Raw genomic sequence first — 15709 nt, forward strand, 5'->3', positions numbered from 1 at the left:
GACAATGCCCCGGCGGCTCCCGCATCCTGGCCATCCCGCGACCCCCCCCCGAGGCTTTGAGCCGCAGGAGATGCCATGAGCACCGTCCTCCACCGTCTGGAACAGTGGGCTAACGAATCTCCTGACGCGCCGGCCCAGCGCTTCAAATCTCAAGGCGAGTGGAAGACGCTGACCGCGCGCGAGTACCGTGACCGGGTCCACCACATCGCGCTGTTCCTCGAGTCCAAGGGCTTCGACGCGAGCCAGGTCGGCGCGATCCTCTCGTACAACTGCCCGCAGTGGGTCCACGTCGACCTGGCGGCGTTGCTCGTCGGGGGCAAGTCGGCGGGCCTCTACCCGAACTCCACCGCGAAAGACATCCAGTACATCCTGAACCACACCGAGGCGACGCTGCTCTCGGTGCAAAACAAGGAGTACTTTCAGAAGATCTCCGGGGAGAAGGGCGAGTATTCCGCCCCTGACAGCGTGAAGTGGATCCTCGTCTTCGATGGCGACACGTCGATCTCTCCCAAGGCGATCTCGTACGAACAGGCCCTGGCCGAGGGCCGCGCGCTCGCGGGGCAGCCGGGCGCGAAGACGTTCGCCGACTACCTCGCCAAGATCGACCCCAGGGCCGGCGCGTTCCTTATCTACACCTCGGGTACGACGGGCAACCCCAAGGGGGCCATGCTGTCGCACGACAACCTGGCTTACACGGCCGACATGGCCGTGAAGTACTGGAACCTGCCGTTCGCGCGGGGCACGATGTTCTCGTTCCTCCCGCTCTGTCACATCGCCGAGAAGCTGCAGTGCGTCGGGGCCGGCCTTACCCAGCGCTACACAGTCAGCTTCTGCTCGAAGTTCGAGAACGTCTCGAGCGAGCTCCCCGAGGTGCAGCCCACGCTGCTGCTCTGCGTGCCGCGGCTCTGGGAGAAGATGATGGAAGGCGTGATGGCGAAGGTGCGCGGCGGCAAGGGCGCCAAGAAGAAGCTGGCCGAGTGGGCGCTCGCCGTGGGCGCCCGCGTGGCCCAGGCGAAGTACGCGCAGCGCGCGCCGAGCGCGCTCGACGCCTTGCAGCTCGCGCTCGCCGACAAGCTCGTGCTGGGCAAGGTGCGCGCGGCGCTCGGCCTGGGCAAGGCCGAGGTGCTCGCCTCGGGCGCGGCGGCGCTCGCGCCGCACATCTCGACGTGGTTCCGGGCGCTGGGCCTCGAGATCCTCGAGGATTTCGGCCAGACCGAGTCGACCGGCGTCATCTGCATGACCGAGCCGGGCATCGAGAGCGCGGGCACCGTGGGCAAGCCCGTGCCGGGCGTCGAGTTCAAGCTGGCCGAGGACGGCGAGATCCTGACGCGCGGCCGGCACGTGTTCGTCGGCTATTACAAGGACAAGGCGGCGACGGAGGCCACGCTCGAGGACGGCTGGCTGCACACAGGCGATCTCGGCGAGTGGAACGAGCGCGGGCAGCTCAAGATCCGGGGCCGCAAGAAGGAGATCCTCAAGACCTCGGGCGGCAAGATGATCGCGCCGCTCCCGATCGAGGAGAGGCTCAAGGCGGCGGAGATCATCAGCCAGGTGTGCATGGTGGGCGACGGCCGCAAGTACCTCTCGGCGCTGATCACGCTGACCGAGGGCAAGCTCGCCGAGCTGAAGGAGCGGGGCGCCCTGGGCGGCGACGCCGCGATCACGAGCCCCGAGGTGGTCGGCCAGGTGAAGGCGCACGTCGACGCCCTGAACGCGGAGCTCGCCAGCTTCGAGCAGATCAAGCGGTTCACGGTCCTCGGCCGCGAGTTCTCGGTGCAGGACGGCGAGATGACGCCGACGCTCAAGATGAAGCGCAACGTGATCGAGCAGCGCTTCCGCGGGACCATCGACGAGATGTATCCCGCCGAGTGAGCGGGGGCCGCGGAGCCCGGAGCGCTGGGGGCGCCTGCTCGATACGAGATCGTCTGGCTGTGCTCGTATCCGGAGCGGGTGAGCGCAGCTCGTCAAGTGGGAGGGAAAAGGCATGAGTCAGTCAAGAAGCCACCTCGTCCTCGTGCCCGGCTTTGCGGGCTTCGATATCCTGGGCTCGGTCTCCTATTACTACGGCGTCACGGAGGTCCTCCGGAAGGCGGCCGCCGGGGCGTATCGGGCCCCGCTCTCGGTGCATTGCTTTGCGAACCTGCCCACGGCGAGCGTGGACACGCGCGCGCATGGGCTCCTTCACTGGCTGGCGGATCGCTTCAGGAAGGGGGTGTTCTACGGGGGCGTGGGCACTGACCAGCGGGACTGCCTCCATCTCGTCGGCCACTCCACGGGCGGCAGGGATATCAAGACGCTCATGCTCTTGCTCCTGGCCGCGACCGAGCAGGACCGGTCGGTCTACGGCGTCCCGGCGCAGACCCTCCTCGAGAGCATCTGCTCGATCCAGTTCCTCTCGACGCCGCACCGCGGGACGAACCTCGCCCACGTCTTCCGCCGGTGGAGGCCTGGCGTCATGTCCACGGCCGGCGTCGCCCACGGTCTGCTCAGCCTGTCTGGCCAAAAGTACGCGAGCGTCACGGCCCGCCTCGCAAGGAGCGCCCTGCGGACGCTCGGCCAGTCGGATGGCATCGCCCGCGCCGCGCTCGACACGATCGATCGCTTCCACGCCGCGAAGCGCGACGGCCTCTCCATGGCCGAGGCGCGCAGCGAGTACTTCAACGTGCTCTGCTGGTTGCTGAACGTCGCGGAGGACACCGATGCCTTCGACGATCTCGATCCGCTGTCGTCCTCAGGCACGCCGCGGCGCGCCGGGGGCCACTCCCGACGTCGCCTGGCCGTGAGCAGCGTCGCCGCCTGGCGGCGCGAGCTCGCCGTCTGCGCCGAGAGCGCGAAGAAGACAGGGAAAGCCGGGCTGCTCGGGGCCGAGGTCGAGGAGGACCTGAGCGACTACTACAGGCAGAAGGGCATCGCGCTCAGGTCGATCGTCACCCGGGCGAAGCGCGATCCCGGCGGGTCGTTCCTGGGCGTCTTCAGCCTCCTTTACGGCATCACGGCCGACGTGGCGGGGCGTCCGAAGGTGGTCGAGGCCCTCGGGCCCTCCTGCGCCGTCCCCTGGCTCGATGATCCGAGCCGGAGCGAGCGGCTCACGCCCGAGATGAACGACGGGATCGTCAACTCCGTATCGATGGTCTACCCGGACGCGGCGCATAGCATCCTTGTCGACGCCGACCACGCGGACGTCATGGGCCATTATCGGTTCATCGATCCGGAGGACGGCGACGGGGCCGATCCGACCTACGGCGGCTACGACCTGCTCCAGTCCCGCTCCGGCTTCGATCAGAGCCAGTTCGAGAAGCTCTGGAACAGCATCGGGGAGTTCGCGATGGCGAGCGACAGGTGCACGACCGCTTCGCGCCGCAGGCCGGCCGTCGTCCCTGCGGAGGCGCCGGCGGCGTCCCCGGCGGCGGCGGCGGCGGCGGCGTCCCCGCCCTCGGCGGCGGCGCCGGCCTCGGCGCCGGCGGTGACCCATTTCCGCGCCGAGCCGTCGGACCCGGAGGGCGGCGCGTAGGCGCCCCCCGGCGACGGGGGACGCCCAGGCCGCCTTCGTGAATCAGGCCTTCGCGAGGTAGGCTTCGAGCTCGTCGGCGCCGCCGATGTACTTGCCGTCGACGAAGACCTGCGGGGTCGTGCCCTTGCCGCTCACCGCACGGAGGCGGCGCGGCGAGGCCGCCACCTCCTCGTAAGGGATCTTCCGCGCGTCGAGGAGCTGCTTCGCCTTGGTACAGTAGCCACACCCCGGCTTCGTGAACAGCAGCACGTCGTGCGGCGCCTTCGACGACGGATCCAGGTACTTCAGCATCGTGTCGGCGTCCGACACATCGAAGGGATCGCCCGCGACCTCGGGCTCGATGAACATCTTCTTGATCACGCCGTCGTCGACCAGCATCGAGTAGCGCCACGAGCGCTTGCCGAAGCCGAGGTTCGCCTTGTCGACGAGCATGCCCATCTTCTCGGAGAACTCCCCGTTCCCGTCGGGCAGGAACAGGACCTTGTCCGCCTCCTGCGCCTTGCACCACTCATCCATCACGAACGCGTCGTTCACGGACACGCACGCGATCGTGTCCACACCGCGCCGCTTGAACTCGTCCGCGAGCTCGTTGTAGCGCGGCACATGGCTGCTCGAGCAGGTCGGCGTGAAGGCGCCCGGCAGCGCGAACACCACCACCTTCTTGCCAGCGAACACGTCCTTGGTGGTCACGTCCTTCCATTGACCGTCGACACGGGTGCGAAACGTGACATCCGGAACGCGCTGCCCTTCGAGGTTCTTCAGCATGACTGTCGTGCTCCTTGCGTGCTCTTCTCGTCGCCATCGGCGACGGCAACCTTGTCCAGCGTCGTGCGGCGCTCCACGCGGCGCTCTCGGGCCGGCGAGAACTTAGCCCCGAGCCTCGACGCCGGCCAGCGTGATGGCGAGCCCGACAGAGGGCCGCGCCGCAATGGCGAGCCCGACCGAGGGCCGCGCCGCAATGGCGAGCTCGACCGAGGGCCGCGCCGCAATGGCGAGCCCGACCGAGGGCCGCGCCGCGAAGGCAGCCCGCCTGGGCGGCGGCCGCGCCGGAGGAGGCGCCCCGCTGGGCAGCCCGAGCGCCGCCGCGGGGGGCGGGGCCTCAGCCGCCCCGCGCCAGATCCACAGCGCGCCAGAGGTACCAGCTCGCCACCGTGCGGTACGGCTTCCATCGCGCGCCGCGCTTCTCGAGGTCCGCGCGCGCCGGCGGCTCGGGTCGCTTGAACGCGATCCCGAAACCCTTGCGGATGCCGTAGTCGTCCACGGGCAGCACGTCCGGGCGGCCGAGGCGGAACATGAGGAGCATCTCCACCGTCCACCGGCCGATGCCGCGCACCCGCGTGAGGCGCTCGATGATCGCCCCGTCCTCCATGCCGTGGACCTCCGCGAGCGTGGGGAGCTCGCCGTCCTCCGTCTTCCGCGCGAGATCGCGCAGCGCGAGGAGCTTCGCCTGCGAGAGGCCGGCGCCGCGGAGCTTCTCGTCGGAGGCGCGCAGGAGCTGCGCCGGCGTGGGGCCCTCGTGCGCTCGCGGGAAGAGCGCGCGCACGCGCGCGAAGATGGTCGCGGCGGCCTTCCCGGTGAGCTGCTGGTAGACGATCGACTCCGCGAGCGCGAGGAAGAGGCTCGACGTCCTGTCGATCCGCATGGCGAACGGCCCGACCGCGTCGATGACGCGCGCGAGCGCCGCGTCGGACGCGCGCAGGTGATCGACGGCGGCGCCCGGATCGAAGCCGAAATCGCCGCCGGGCGCGGCCTCCGGAGCGCCGCGCGCCTGGCCCCTCTCGATCGCGAGGAGGCGGAGCTTCGTCGTGACGCCGCCGTTCGCGGAGAAGCCGCCTGCCTTGCCGCCGGCGGCGAGCACGCGGTGGCACGGCACGATGATGGCGAACGGGTTCCGCCCGAGCGCCTGCCCCACGGCGCGCGCCGAGCCGCTCGCCCCGAGGCGCGCCGCGACCTCGCCGTAGGTCAGCGTCGCGCCCGGCGGGATGGTGCGCGCGACCTCGTAGACGCGGCGGTGGAACGGCGGCACCCGATCCATGTCGAGCGCGACGGCGGACAGGTCGCTCGCCTCGCCGCGCAGGAGCGCGACGATCGCGTCGACAGCGCGCTGCACCTCGGGCGGCGGCGCCGCCGCCCGGGCGCCCGGGAGGCGCTGGAGCAGGCGTGATCGTGTCTCGGGCTCGCGCGCTTCGGGGAGCTGCAAGGCGGCGACGCCGCGCTCGCCCCACGCGATGCCGCAGCGGCCGATCGCCGTGTCGAACAGGAGGAATCCGTGTGCCGTTGCTGTCATGGGGATGCTCGCGGGCAGGCAGGGCGCCCGCGTCCGGCGGCCATCCTAGGAGCGCGCGGCGAGGCGATCTTGGAAGATCTTGCGATCCCCCCTCGCCGCCTTCCGGAAGCCGCGGGGCGAGACGCCGGCCGCGCGGTGGAAGGTGCGGACGAAGTTGGAGAGGTCGCCGAACCCGACGTCGAGCGCGATGTCGGTGATCGACCGGGCCTCGTCGGCGAGGAGGCGCGCAGCGCGGCGCAGGCGGGCGCGGACCAGGTACTGGTGCGGGGTCACGCCAAGGACCTTCCCGAAGACCCGCAGGAAGTGGAACGGGCTGAGCCCCACCTCCCGCGCCGCGCCCTCGAGGTCGATCGGCTCGTGCGCGTGCTCGTCCAGCCAGAGCGCCGCCTCGACGGCGCGGCGGCGGTCGCGCGCCCCGATGTCCCGCGGCCTTCGCTTCCGGCCGGAGGCGACCTCGACGAAGCGTGCGGCGAGGAGCACCCCCACCTCGTCGACGCCGATGTCGCTCCTGCCCTCGGCGGCCGCCTGCGCGAGCTCGCCGAGCACCATCAGCTCGGGCAGCGGCGGCAGGCCGCCGGCCCGGAACGCGCCGCCGCCGTCGCCGAGCGCCTCGACGAGCGCCGGCGCGAGCTGGAGCGACAGGCACTCGTCGCCGACGACGTGCTCGTGCGAGCACGTGTACTCGTCGCCGGGGTGGCCGACCAGGAGCGACCCGGCCACGAGCTCGAACGCCTCCCCCCGGACGCGGTAGCTGAAGCTGCCCTTGCGCACGTAGGAGACGGAGAAGCCCCGGTGGAGCTCGGCGAACGGCGCGTCCTCAGGTCCAGAGCTGCACCGGTAGTCGACCACCGAGATGGCCTCGCCCCGCACCAGCGTCGTGACCTCCATGGGTCACCGAATGTATCTGCGGCGGCGAGGCCGAGCAACGCGCCCAGCGCTCGCCCTACGCCGCCGCCGCCGCGCGGCGGCCGTGCCAGGTGTGCGTTCATGGCGTTGGCTCCTCGGGCGTCTTGCCTGCGAGACGCAGCCGCCGTGAGCCGATTGCACCTGCATCGTCCGGTTCGGCCCGCCGCTCCGGGCCGGCGCGCTCCGTCGACCTCGACAGTCCCGTGGCGTTCCGGCGACGCCCTACCAGGCCGGTTACGGATAAGGTACCGCTTGCGCATCTCCGTGACGCTCCACGACCTCGGCCTGTGTGCGCTGATCGCCTCGCTCGTGCTCTCTGGGTGCAATGCGATCTCGGGTATCGACGATCTGACCTTCCAGGGCGTGGGCGGGAGCGGAGGTGGTGGTGCCGCGCCTGGCGCCGGCGGCGATGCGTCGGGCGGCGGCGATGCCTCCGGCGGAGGCGATGCATCGGGGGGCGGCGATGCATCGGGCGGAGGCGGCGATGCATCGGGCGGAGGCGGCGATGCGTCGGGCGGCGGCGATGCGTCGGACGGCGGAGGCGGCGGTGGCGAGTGCGACGGGAGTCCGTGCCCGGTGCCGCGAGGCGTCGAGCTCGTGGATCAGACGTTCACCGTGCTGCGCGGCAGTCCCGGCGCGGGCACCGCGGTCATGGACGTGTGCCCGGATGGACAGGTCACCCTCGGCTATCGAGGGGCCGTGGCGCCGCTGGCGGAGTCGTTCGTCCTCGGCAGGATCCAGGCGCAGTGTGGCCACCTGGAGCTCACCGGAGCCGGTCCGTACGCGATCACCACGACGCCCGGCGACGCGACGCCGGTCCGGGGCGACTATGGCGACGAGCCGTGGGAGATCATGTGCCCTGAGAACGAGGTGGTCGTGGGCTTCGGCGGCCGGGCTGGCAGCTTCGTGGACTTCCTCTCCATCGGTTGTGCGCCGCTCCTCGTGAAGGGGGAGCCCGGCGATCTCCGCGTCGAGCTCGGGCCCCTCTCGTTTCCGGGCGGCGCGGGCGGCGAAGGCGGCGAGCCGTTCCCGGACACCCTCTGCGACGGCGCCCAGGTCCCGAACGCCGTTCAGACCGTGATCGCGACCGTCGTCAGCGCCTTCGGCATGGGTTGCGTGACGGCCTCGCTCACGTACTGACCCGCTCCATCTCGCCCCCGGGGAGCGCTCGTCCCTGGGGCGGCCTCGGGCCGTCGAAGGGGCCGCCTTCACTCCAAGGCCTGGCCTCCGTGGAGGGCGTTCGGCGATGCCTCACGCGCAACCAAGGCCGAACCCGGGCGACGCAGCGCTAGGGCAGGGTGTCCTCGCGGGCGATCGACGACGCGCGGAAGCGGGCCACCTGCGCGTCCACCTCGGCCTGCGACAGGATGGCATTCTTGGCGAAATAGACCCAGTCGACGTCCTCGGCGTACGTCCGTGGCTCGGTCTGCCCAGCGGCGAGCTCGTCGAACCACAGATTGAAGTCGAGGTGCTGGTTGGTCTCGGGGACGTACGTCGCGCCGTGCGTGCAGAGCAGCGCGCCTTCGATGTAGTAGCGGATGTCGGACTCGGTGATCTGGATGAGGAGCCTCTTCCAGCCGGACTGGTCCCCCGCCACATGGTTCGACTGCGTGTTCTCCAGCGTCGCCGTCTCCCACGAGGTCAGCCACAGCGTGCTGGTGTCTTCCTGACCCCACCCGCCGTTGGGCATGTACTCGAAATCCTGCTCCGAGTAGCCGGGATCGGTCTCGGGGTCGTTGATCCACGGGCTGATCGCGAAGAACGTCTCGACCGGCTTGTCGGCGAGGTGCCGGGGCCCGGTCAAAGGCGTGTTGCTGAATTTTACCCGAGCGGAGTACGTCCCCAGGCGGAACTTGTCGTCGTTCGATTGAAGCTCTGCGTGCGAGGTGCTCTCGCCGGACCCGCGTGTTGTCGCCTCGAGCCGTAGCAGCCTGTTCGAGGCGAGATCGGGATCATCGATGAACGATACATTCGACGGCAGCCATCGGGCCCCGTCGACCCCGGGCGCTCCGTCTTCCGCGCGGACCCACCACCAGCTCGTGAGGTCGTTGTCGGTGATGCCGGTGTAGGTGAAATCGTCGAAGAGCTCGGCCGACACGGTGACGTGGCCACCTCCGCCACCGTCACTGCCGGCGCCGCCACCGCCGTTACCGCCGGCGCCGTCACCGCCGGTGCCGGTGCCGCTGTTACCGTCGCTGCCGCCATGACCGCCGTTGCCCCCGGCATCGCCGCTGCCACCGTCACCGCCGTTGCCCCCGGCATCGCCGCTGCCACCGTCACCGCCGTTGCCCCCGGTGCTTCCGGCACCGCTGCCGTTGGCGGCGGTGTCATTCGAGCAAGCCACCAACACTTGCGCCGCAAGAAGCATCATGCCCGCACGGCGGATGCAGCGCACGCCGCGAAGCGCCCCGTCCTTCGAAGCAACGACGCCCTGAGATTCGCGATGCGTTTTCATCAAGACTGCTCCATTCCAGATCGAGCGCCTGGCCGCACCCAGTGAGACGTCTGGTGAGGGGCCAGATACCACATCTTCCTGTTCCTCGAAGGAGAGCGAATCGGATCTACGAGATGGAATGCCCCTTCGGTGGGCGTGGCGTCTGCGGGCTGGGCGCCGCCGCGGGCGACGGCTCCGCACCCGGGTGGAGCGGGAGCGGGGCCGCCGACCCGACGGGGGCTCGCTTCGTCTGCGCGACGGTCGCCTCGGGGCGCCGGGCGCCGCCGCGTCGATCGCGCGCCTCGACGTCTTGATCGGACCGGTTGAGCGTCACCTCGGTCGGATCGGCCGCCGCGACGGCGCTCGGGGCGGCCATCACGATCTCGGCAGGAGCCAGCCACGCGGGCGGGGCGCCGGGCACCTCGACGCCGACGACGACGCGCACCGCCGCGAGCGCTGCTTCCTCCGCGAGCGGGAAGCTGCGCCGCCAGACCAGCGAGCACGACTGCCTGTCGCCGTCGATGTGCAGCGTGTCCAGCACCAGATCGAGCGGCTGCCCCTCCGTGACGCCGAACGCCGAGAGGCCATGCACGCGCGCGAGGGCGCGCGCCCCGGGGAGCCGCGTCCGCAGCGCAGCGAGCGTCGGGTGGAGCCCCGCGAGCACGAGCCACTCGTCGCCGACCAGCGCTTCGACGCGCTGATCGGGAGGGGCCGCCTGGAAGTAGCTCCAGTCGAAATCGTCGGGGATCTCGAGGAGGGGACCCTCGAGCGCCTTGTGGGGCGTACGCCCGAGCAGCCGCCTGCGCGACGGCCACACGCTCCCGATCGGCGCGAAGCCCGCCGGGCGGTCGCGCCGCGAGGGGTCCAGCACGGCCGGGCGATCGGTGCCGAACGGGTTGTCGGCCATGCCGATCCCCCCGAACGCGCGCTCGTAGGCGAGCGGGACCGCCTTCTCCGCGCCGCCGGGCTCGATCGAGAGCGCCTTGTCGAGGATCGGGCGCTCGCCGGCGAAGAGCGCGAGGCGCACGGAGAAGGGCGCCGCAGGCGGGCCCGGCGGCGCGTGCGCGTGGCCCGTGAAGAACACGTCGATGCGCGCGAGGTAGGGCGCGAGGTCGCTCGTCAACCGGACGCTGCGGCCCGGGTTGTTGTGATGGTGGATGTCGGCGTCGATGATCGGCTGCGGCTCGACGGGGACCATCGGCGCGCCGTCGACGAAGGCGAAGGTCGACTTGGCGATCACCGTGAGGTGGAGCCGCCCGCGCGCGCGCCACAGGACCCCCGCTGCTGCCGTTCCGGAAGGCGCCGCGGGCGCGCTGGGAGTGGGCGAGGCATCCGATGTCACCGTGCCATGAGAGCACCGGGGCTTCACGAGGGTCAAGCCTGCCCCGCAACGACACCGGAGCGTCGTCGCGGGGTTCAGCCGACCGCCCGGGGAGCGTTCGCTCGTGGGGCGGCCTCGGGCTGCCGTCGGTGGTTCGAACGAATGAAATCGATGCGCTAGAGACGATACCCCGGATCGCCTGGCAGCTTGCCGTCGACGCGAAGAATTTTGACGTCCTTCCCGGCCGCGGATGCGCGAACGAATCCGATGGCCCCGTCCACCCTGCCCACGATCCACAGGACCGCAGCCGCATCCGGGACGTGCTTCGGCGGACCGGCTTGTCCACGAATCTTGCGATCGATCCAGTAGAGGCCAATTTGCTCGGGCGACATGCCGAGGACCGCCTTGTCGAAGCCGATGCGCTCCGGAGAACCCCTGGGATACGTGATAGGGACCAGCGGCTTCCCGTTGGCTACGACCGGGCTGCCCATGTACGCGCGCTTCAGATCTCCAAACGAGATCTCGTTGGTGGGGAAGCTCTTCGAGACGACGATCGCCAGAGGTCCCACGTTCTCCGCGCCGTACGATTCGGCCAGCGTCACCGAGGTGATCGCCGCGAATGCGAATGCGCACGATATCAGGAGGGTTCTTCGATCGATCATCCTAGAAACTCCACGCGACCTGCGCGACCAGCTGATCCATGTCGAGGCTCTTCTTCTTCAGGTAGGGCATCCATACATGCACGCCGACGAGCTTCAGGACGACGTTGTCCGTGGGGCGGATGTTCAAGCCGCCGACGAGAGCGGCTGCCTCGTACACGGGGCTGGACTTGCCGAGGTGGTCGTATTCGAGGCCGAACCAGGGCATGACGCCGTACCAGGGCAATCGGTAACCCGTTTGAAAGTAAGCGCCCCAGGCGCGGTTGTCGGGAGCCCATGTCCCCGGGATGATCCCAGCCGGCCGATAGTCGTCGTCGTAGCGTACGTCATGCATGATGTACTCGGACTGGAACAGGAACTCGCCCCAGGTGTACTTGAGATCGGCGGCCAGGCCGAGCTCGTCGTACCTCGCGGTGACGGGGAACTTGGTGACAAACGCGCCGTCCTCCAGCGCTGCGACCTGCCCGGCGTCGGTGTAGCGGCCCTTGTAGCCCGATGTGCCGACCGTGAACGTGCCGTAGGGAGTGTCTTGCTGGAGCCAGAGACGCCAGCCAACGGCCTTGTTCTTGTCCAGATCCATGTAGCTGTCGACCGGGCCGCGGCCGTTTGAAACGGTGAGGTGGTAGCCCACCTGTGTGTCGCTGATGCCATGGCTGCCATACGCTTCGATGCCGGTTTGTCGTTGCGGCAGCCACTCGGCGCCGATGATATAGGGGCGCGTGTTGCTCAGGATGACCGGTGACCCGTGGTCGACGTTCCAGATCCCATAGGGGGTGAGCCACTGTCCGGCCCGGATGTTGAAGAGCGGATGGGCTGCGTATTCGAGCCACGCGCGCTCGATGATCACCCCACCCACCTTCTTCGTCCTGGAAAAGTCGGTGTAGTCCGGAAAGGCGGCGCTGACGCGGGTGTTCTGGAACGTCGCCGGATCGAACATGATCGCCCCGTCGGGCAGGTAAGTGAATCGGACCTCGATCAAGGAGCGGAACTTCTTGCCCAGATTCGAGTCGAGGTAGACGTTCAGATTGCCGACGTAGAAGCTCGGGTTCGGGCCCACGCCGGTCGAGGCGCCCGATGTCTTCGCGTCGCTGAGCAGCGTGGAGAACGTGAAATCAGCAAAGCCATAGATGCTGATCTTGGTCGCTTCGTCGGTCAGGTCCTCCGCGACCGCCTCGGCGGCCGGCGCGTACGCATCCGCTCCTTCGCCGGCCTTCGGGGTAGCGCTGGCGTCGACCGTGCCGGCAGCCCCTGTCCCTGGTTGAGGTGCCACGGCGCCCGGGGCCGGGCTGGCCGCCAGCGCAGGCGCGCTCGCTGCGCCCGGCTGCGCGCTCGTGCCGGGTTGAGCCGGGGAGGCTGGCTCCGAAGGTTGAGCCGCACCCGACGCGTCCGGCGCCGGAGCCGGTCCGGAGGGGGCTGCTGGATCAGCCGTCTCCGCAGGCGTCGGAGCTGCTTGAGCCGCCGCGAACGACGACCCGAGCAGCAGCGCGGAGGACATGGCCAAGATAACGTGAATGGGCACGCCACGGAAAGCAACGGATCGCGTTCTCAATTGATGCAGCTCCCTTCCGCGACGCACTGGTACTGGGCAACACCATAGGCGGTAAAGTCGCAGCATACGGTGCCGGTGAAGCAGTTGTCCGGCGAGAGCGTGCAGCCTTGAACCTGGCACTTCTGCGTCACGGCGGTATTGCAGTACGTGGCCTCGGTCCCTGCACACTCCGCGTCGCTGGCGCAGGGTTTTCCCGCCCCGACGGGCGGTCGGCGACAGTAGGATGGGGTGACCGTGAGATCGCACATGTGTCCGCCGGCGCAGTCGGCGGAGCTCGTGCATCCTTGGCTGGTGCAGTAGCCAGCGGTCCCCGAGACGGCGTGGCAGTGATTGTACGTTGCGTCGGGACAAGGCGTCGTCGCGGTATCGCATGCCGCGTCCAGGCCGGCGGGGGTGGCCGTGCATGGCGACCCGGCGGACGCCCTGCTGAACCCGGCCGCGCATTCGCATGCCCCCGTCGCTCCAGTCACTTCGTTCTCGCCGCAGGCATCGCAGGGGGCCGCGGCGTCAGCGCGGCCATATCCGGCTTTGCAGACACAGCCATTGGCCCCGGCCTCCTCGTTTTCGAGGCAGCGCACGCAGCCCTTCTTCGTCGCGGCATAGCCCTCGGCGCAGACGCAGAGCGCCGAGTATTCGGAGTTGGCCTTCAGGGTCTGGCCGGGCCCACACGGCTGATCACTGTCGTAGACGCAGCCAATGATCGGGAGAGTGACGGCAGTCGCCATCAGGAAGACTCGGCCCCATCGCCGTGACGCCGACGCTGGCGATTCATGTGGCAGTCTCGCGCACATTGTGCTCGTTCCTTGTCGTTGGGTGAGTGGGGACACGGACCCGCTTGAGTCTGATCGCAGCACGCTCAAGTGGCGCTCATGGATTGTGCATGGCCGTGATGGCTCATGGATCCCCCGTCGAGCTCAGCCAACCGCAAATTTGCGTTAAAAGCAATGCTTTCTCGCCCCCCCCAATCGACGTTGGCTCCGCGGAGGCAAGGAATCCTGGCGGCGTGGTGTGACCAACAGATCTGTGTGAGTGTCACGCCTGCGATGTCGCTCCGAGGCTTCGCAGCGCCGCTCGAAGCGGCGGACATTCCTCCGGATCATGAGCTTTTGCCCCGCGCCCGTATCGGGGCACGCGCAGCGCCGTCACACCCTCGATTCCGGGCGGGAGCTCGGGCCCGCTCTGAGCCGTGCTCGGCGCATCGCCGGCGCCGCGCCGCTCGGCCCCGCAGGCTGTGGAGTGAAGGCGGTAGGCCCTCCGGGGGGCGGGGGCCTCAGGCTGCGCCCTCGAAGCCGGGCAGGGGATCGTAGTCCTGATCGGGGTCGTCCTCCTCGCCGGGCTCGGCGCAGACCGGCTCGTCGCCGTCCTCTCCCGTGCTGCCGGTGTCGTCGAGCAGCCCATCGAACGGCCCGGGGAGCGGCTCGTCCTCGTCCGCCTCGAGCAGCGCGTCCATGCCCTCCACCTCGCCGGTCTCCAGGTAACGCTCCCACGCGTCCGGGTGATCCCGGGCGCAGAGCGCCGAGAGCGCGGCGACGCCCAGGCGCACGATCGGCTTGCCATCCGTGCTGCTGCGGGGCCGCGTCCTCAGATCGCGCGGGGCGTACACCGTGAACTCCAGGGGCGCCGCGTCCGCCACGTGGTAGTGGACGTACTCCCGGAGCTCTCCGCCCTTCTGGAGGGTCACGCGCTCGCGGTCGAACGTCCAGCCGAGCGCCCGCACGTGCCGCTCCAGCGCCTCCTCGTCGGCGGGGAACACGTGCAGATCGACGTCGCTGCCGCGGCGGATATGGCCGGTGGAGACCGAGCCGATGAGCCGCGGCGAGAACGGCGCGAGCGCGCGCATGGCCTCCAGCGCCACGATGCGCAGCGCGAAGAGCCGGCGCGTCCGCTGGCTCCCCTCGGCGCGCTCGGCGAAGAGGAGCAGCGCCTCGCGGATCTCGCCGTTGGAGGGCAGGTCCGCGGGCCGGTAGCGCGCCCGCCGCCCCTCCACCGCGCCGAGGATCCGCTTCGCGGCCATGCGCTTCGCGGTGAAGTACTGGTCCACGCCCTCCTGGTACATGAGGCGCGCGGCCTCCGCGGCGATGCGGGCCCGCAGCCCGCCGAAGCGCTCGGCGCTCATCTCGCCACCCGCGCCACCCGCGCCACCCGCGCCGCGCGCGTCGCCGGCGCCGCCGCCGCGGCGACCGCCGGCTCGAGGGCCTGCCGCAGCCGGAGCATCGCGCCGCCGACCACCCGGCCGCCCCGCGGCGCCCCGAACAGGCGCTTCTGCACGACCTGCTGCGCCACGCCGAGGCGGCGCGCGATCTCGCCCTGCGACAGGCCGTCGAAGAAATAGGCCTCGACGACCTCCCGCTGCTTCGCCGTCAGCGCGGTCTCGACAGCGTCCCGCACCGCGGCGCAGAGCCGCTCTCGCCCGGGCGGCTCGGCCTCGCCGCCCCAGAGCCGGCGATCGTCGCCCCAGCGGTCGACGTCGTCGCAGAGGACCTCACGGCGGATCTTGCGCTCAGGCGAGCGGCTCCTTTCGCAGGTCATCGGAGGGGGCGGGCTCGCCGCCGATCGACAGGAGGGTCCAGTCTGCGCCGTCGAGCAGGAGCTCCACGGCGGCCTCGGGGCGGAGCACGGTCGCCTCGGGCGAGCGGCCGCCGACGTCCCAGCGGCGGAGCCGCGTGAGATCCGCGAGCGCCTTCGTGCGCCGCAGGCGCCGCCTGGTCGCGCCGGGCGCGCGCAGCAGGTGGAGGTGGTGCCGCACGAGCCAGACCACCCGCGGGCACACGAGCTCCGCGAGCACGTCGGCCCCCTCCTCGGCGTGGTCGGCGCAGGCGAACGCCTTGCCGACGTCGTGGAGCAGGGCCGCGGCCCAGAGCGAGCGATCCGCGGTCTCGCGGCGGGCCAGGTCGAATACCTGCAGGGAATGGAAGAGCGCGTCGCCCTCGGGGTGCCAGCGCGGATCCTGCGGCACGCGGTCGAGGGCGAGGAGGAGATCGAGGAGGTCCTTGTGCATCGACGGGAGGGCGGTCAGGCCGCCCGCGGGCTGCGGGCGAGCGG

Annotated in this window: 13 protein-coding genes; 3 read left to right on the forward strand and 10 right to left on the reverse strand. The window is 70.3% G+C overall.

All coding sequences use genetic code 11. From position 1 onward, the window contains the following. Nucleotides 1–75: 75 nt before the first annotated feature. Complete coding sequence (locus WMF19_RS04875) at nt 76–1872, forward strand: AMP-dependent synthetase/ligase (RefSeq protein ID WP_437327692.1); 1797 nt, start codon at nt 76–78, stop codon at nt 1870–1872. Nucleotides 1873–1984: 112 nt separating this feature from the next. Further along, nucleotides 1985–3511, forward strand: a complete 1527-nt coding sequence (locus WMF19_RS04880) for a hypothetical protein (protein WP_437897994.1) — start codon at nt 1985–1987, stop codon at nt 3509–3511. 42 nt (nt 3512–3553) lie between these two features. Here WMF19_RS04880 and WMF19_RS04885 read toward each other — a convergent pair whose 3' ends face one another. The 3 genes from WMF19_RS04885 to WMF19_RS04895 form a co-directional block, all read right to left on the reverse strand. Continuing rightward, complete coding sequence (locus WMF19_RS04885; protein WP_437897995.1) at nt 3554–4276, reverse strand: glutathione peroxidase; 723 nt, start codon at nt 4274–4276, stop codon at nt 3554–3556. Nucleotides 4277–4610: 334 nt separating this feature from the next. Further along, entirely contained in the window at nt 4611–5798 is a 1188-nt protein-coding gene (locus WMF19_RS04890; protein ID WP_437897996.1) for a methylated-DNA--[protein]-cysteine S-methyltransferase, read from the reverse strand. Nucleotides 5799–5843: 45 nt separating this feature from the next. Continuing rightward, nucleotides 5844–6686, reverse strand: a complete 843-nt coding sequence (locus tag WMF19_RS04895; RefSeq protein ID WP_437897997.1) for a helix-turn-helix domain-containing protein — start codon at nt 6684–6686, stop codon at nt 5844–5846. 270 nt (nt 6687–6956) lie between these two features. On the opposite strand from WMF19_RS04895, the gene WMF19_RS04900 reads away from it, so the two are divergent. Beyond that, nucleotides 6957–7844 carry a hypothetical protein gene (locus WMF19_RS04900; protein WP_437897998.1) on the forward strand — a complete coding sequence of 296 codons (888 nt, stop codon included), beginning with the start codon at nt 6957–6959 and terminating at the stop codon, nt 7842–7844. Between the two features lie 148 nt (nt 7845–7992). Here WMF19_RS04900 and WMF19_RS04905 read toward each other — a convergent pair whose 3' ends face one another. From WMF19_RS04905 to WMF19_RS04935, 7 genes are all read right to left on the reverse strand, one after another. After that, nucleotides 7993–9048, reverse strand: coding sequence for a glycoside hydrolase family 16 protein (locus WMF19_RS04905; RefSeq protein WP_437897999.1), 1056 nt, complete (start codon nt 9046–9048; stop codon nt 7993–7995). Between the two features lie 217 nt (nt 9049–9265). Continuing rightward, the gene (locus WMF19_RS04910) at nt 9266–10480 is read right to left on the reverse strand and encodes a DUF2169 family type VI secretion system accessory protein (RefSeq protein ID WP_437898000.1); all 1215 of its coding nucleotides are present in this window, start codon (nt 10478–10480) and stop codon (nt 9266–9268) included. Between the two features lie 155 nt (nt 10481–10635). Continuing rightward, on the reverse strand, nt 10636–11121 hold the full coding sequence (locus WMF19_RS04915; protein ID WP_272100236.1) for a hypothetical protein: 486 nt from the start codon (nt 11119–11121) through the stop codon (nt 10636–10638). A 1-nt stretch (nt 11122) separates the two neighbouring features. Further along, entirely contained in the window at nt 11123–12613 is a 1491-nt protein-coding gene (locus tag WMF19_RS04920; protein WP_437898001.1) for a hypothetical protein, read from the reverse strand. Between the two features lie 1324 nt (nt 12614–13937). Next, nucleotides 13938–14783, reverse strand: coding sequence for a nucleotide-binding enzyme (locus WMF19_RS04925; protein WP_437898002.1), 846 nt, complete (start codon nt 14781–14783; stop codon nt 13938–13940). Further along, nucleotides 14780–15196, reverse strand: a complete 417-nt coding sequence (locus tag WMF19_RS04930; RefSeq protein WP_437898003.1) for a sigma factor-like helix-turn-helix DNA-binding protein — start codon at nt 15194–15196, stop codon at nt 14780–14782. Before WMF19_RS04930 ends, WMF19_RS04925 begins: the two co-directional genes overlap by 4 nt. Next, a complete protein-coding gene (locus WMF19_RS04935) occupies nt 15168–15665 on the reverse strand; it encodes an HD domain-containing protein (RefSeq protein WP_437898004.1) in 498 nt (165 codons plus the stop codon). The genes WMF19_RS04930 and WMF19_RS04935 overlap by 29 nt, the downstream gene beginning before the upstream one ends. Between the last annotated feature and the right edge of the window lie 44 nt (nt 15666–15709).

Source organism: Sorangium sp. So ce124 (assembly GCF_051525235.1).
In the GTDB taxonomy this organism is placed as follows: domain Bacteria; phylum Myxococcota_A; class Polyangia; order Polyangiales; family Polyangiaceae; genus Sorangium; species Sorangium atrum.

What these genes read in the sequence shown, in the direction of transcription:
- WMF19_RS04875 (WP_437327692.1), top strand. Translation starts at nt 76, where the DNA reads ATGAGCACCGTCCTCCACCGTCTGGAACAGTGGGCTAACGAATCTCCT.
- WMF19_RS04880 (WP_437897994.1), top strand. Translation starts at nt 1,985, where the DNA reads ATGAGTCAGTCAAGAAGCCACCTCGTCCTCGTGCCCGGCTTTGCGGGC.
- WMF19_RS04885 (WP_437897995.1), bottom strand. Translation starts at nt 4,276, where the DNA reads ATGCTGAAGAACCTCGAAGGGCAGCGCGTTCCGGATGTCACGTTTCGC.
- WMF19_RS04890 (WP_437897996.1), bottom strand. Translation starts at nt 5,798, where the DNA reads ATGACAGCAACGGCACACGGATTCCTCCTGTTCGACACGGCGATCGGC.
- WMF19_RS04895 (WP_437897997.1), bottom strand. Translation starts at nt 6,686, where the DNA reads ATGGAGGTCACGACGCTGGTGCGGGGCGAGGCCATCTCGGTGGTCGAC.
- WMF19_RS04915 (WP_272100236.1), bottom strand. Translation starts at nt 11,121, where the DNA reads ATGATCGATCGAAGAACCCTCCTGATATCGTGCGCATTCGCATTCGCG.
- WMF19_RS04920 (WP_437898001.1), bottom strand. Translation starts at nt 12,613, where the DNA reads ATGTCCTCCGCGCTGCTGCTCGGGTCGTCGTTCGCGGCGGCTCAAGCA.
- WMF19_RS04925 (WP_437898002.1), bottom strand. Translation starts at nt 14,783, where the DNA reads ATGAGCGCCGAGCGCTTCGGCGGGCTGCGGGCCCGCATCGCCGCGGAG.
- WMF19_RS04930 (WP_437898003.1), bottom strand. Translation starts at nt 15,196, where the DNA reads ATGACCTGCGAAAGGAGCCGCTCGCCTGAGCGCAAGATCCGCCGTGAG.
- WMF19_RS04935 (WP_437898004.1), bottom strand. Translation starts at nt 15,665, where the DNA reads ATGCACAAGGACCTCCTCGATCTCCTCCTCGCCCTCGACCGCGTGCCG.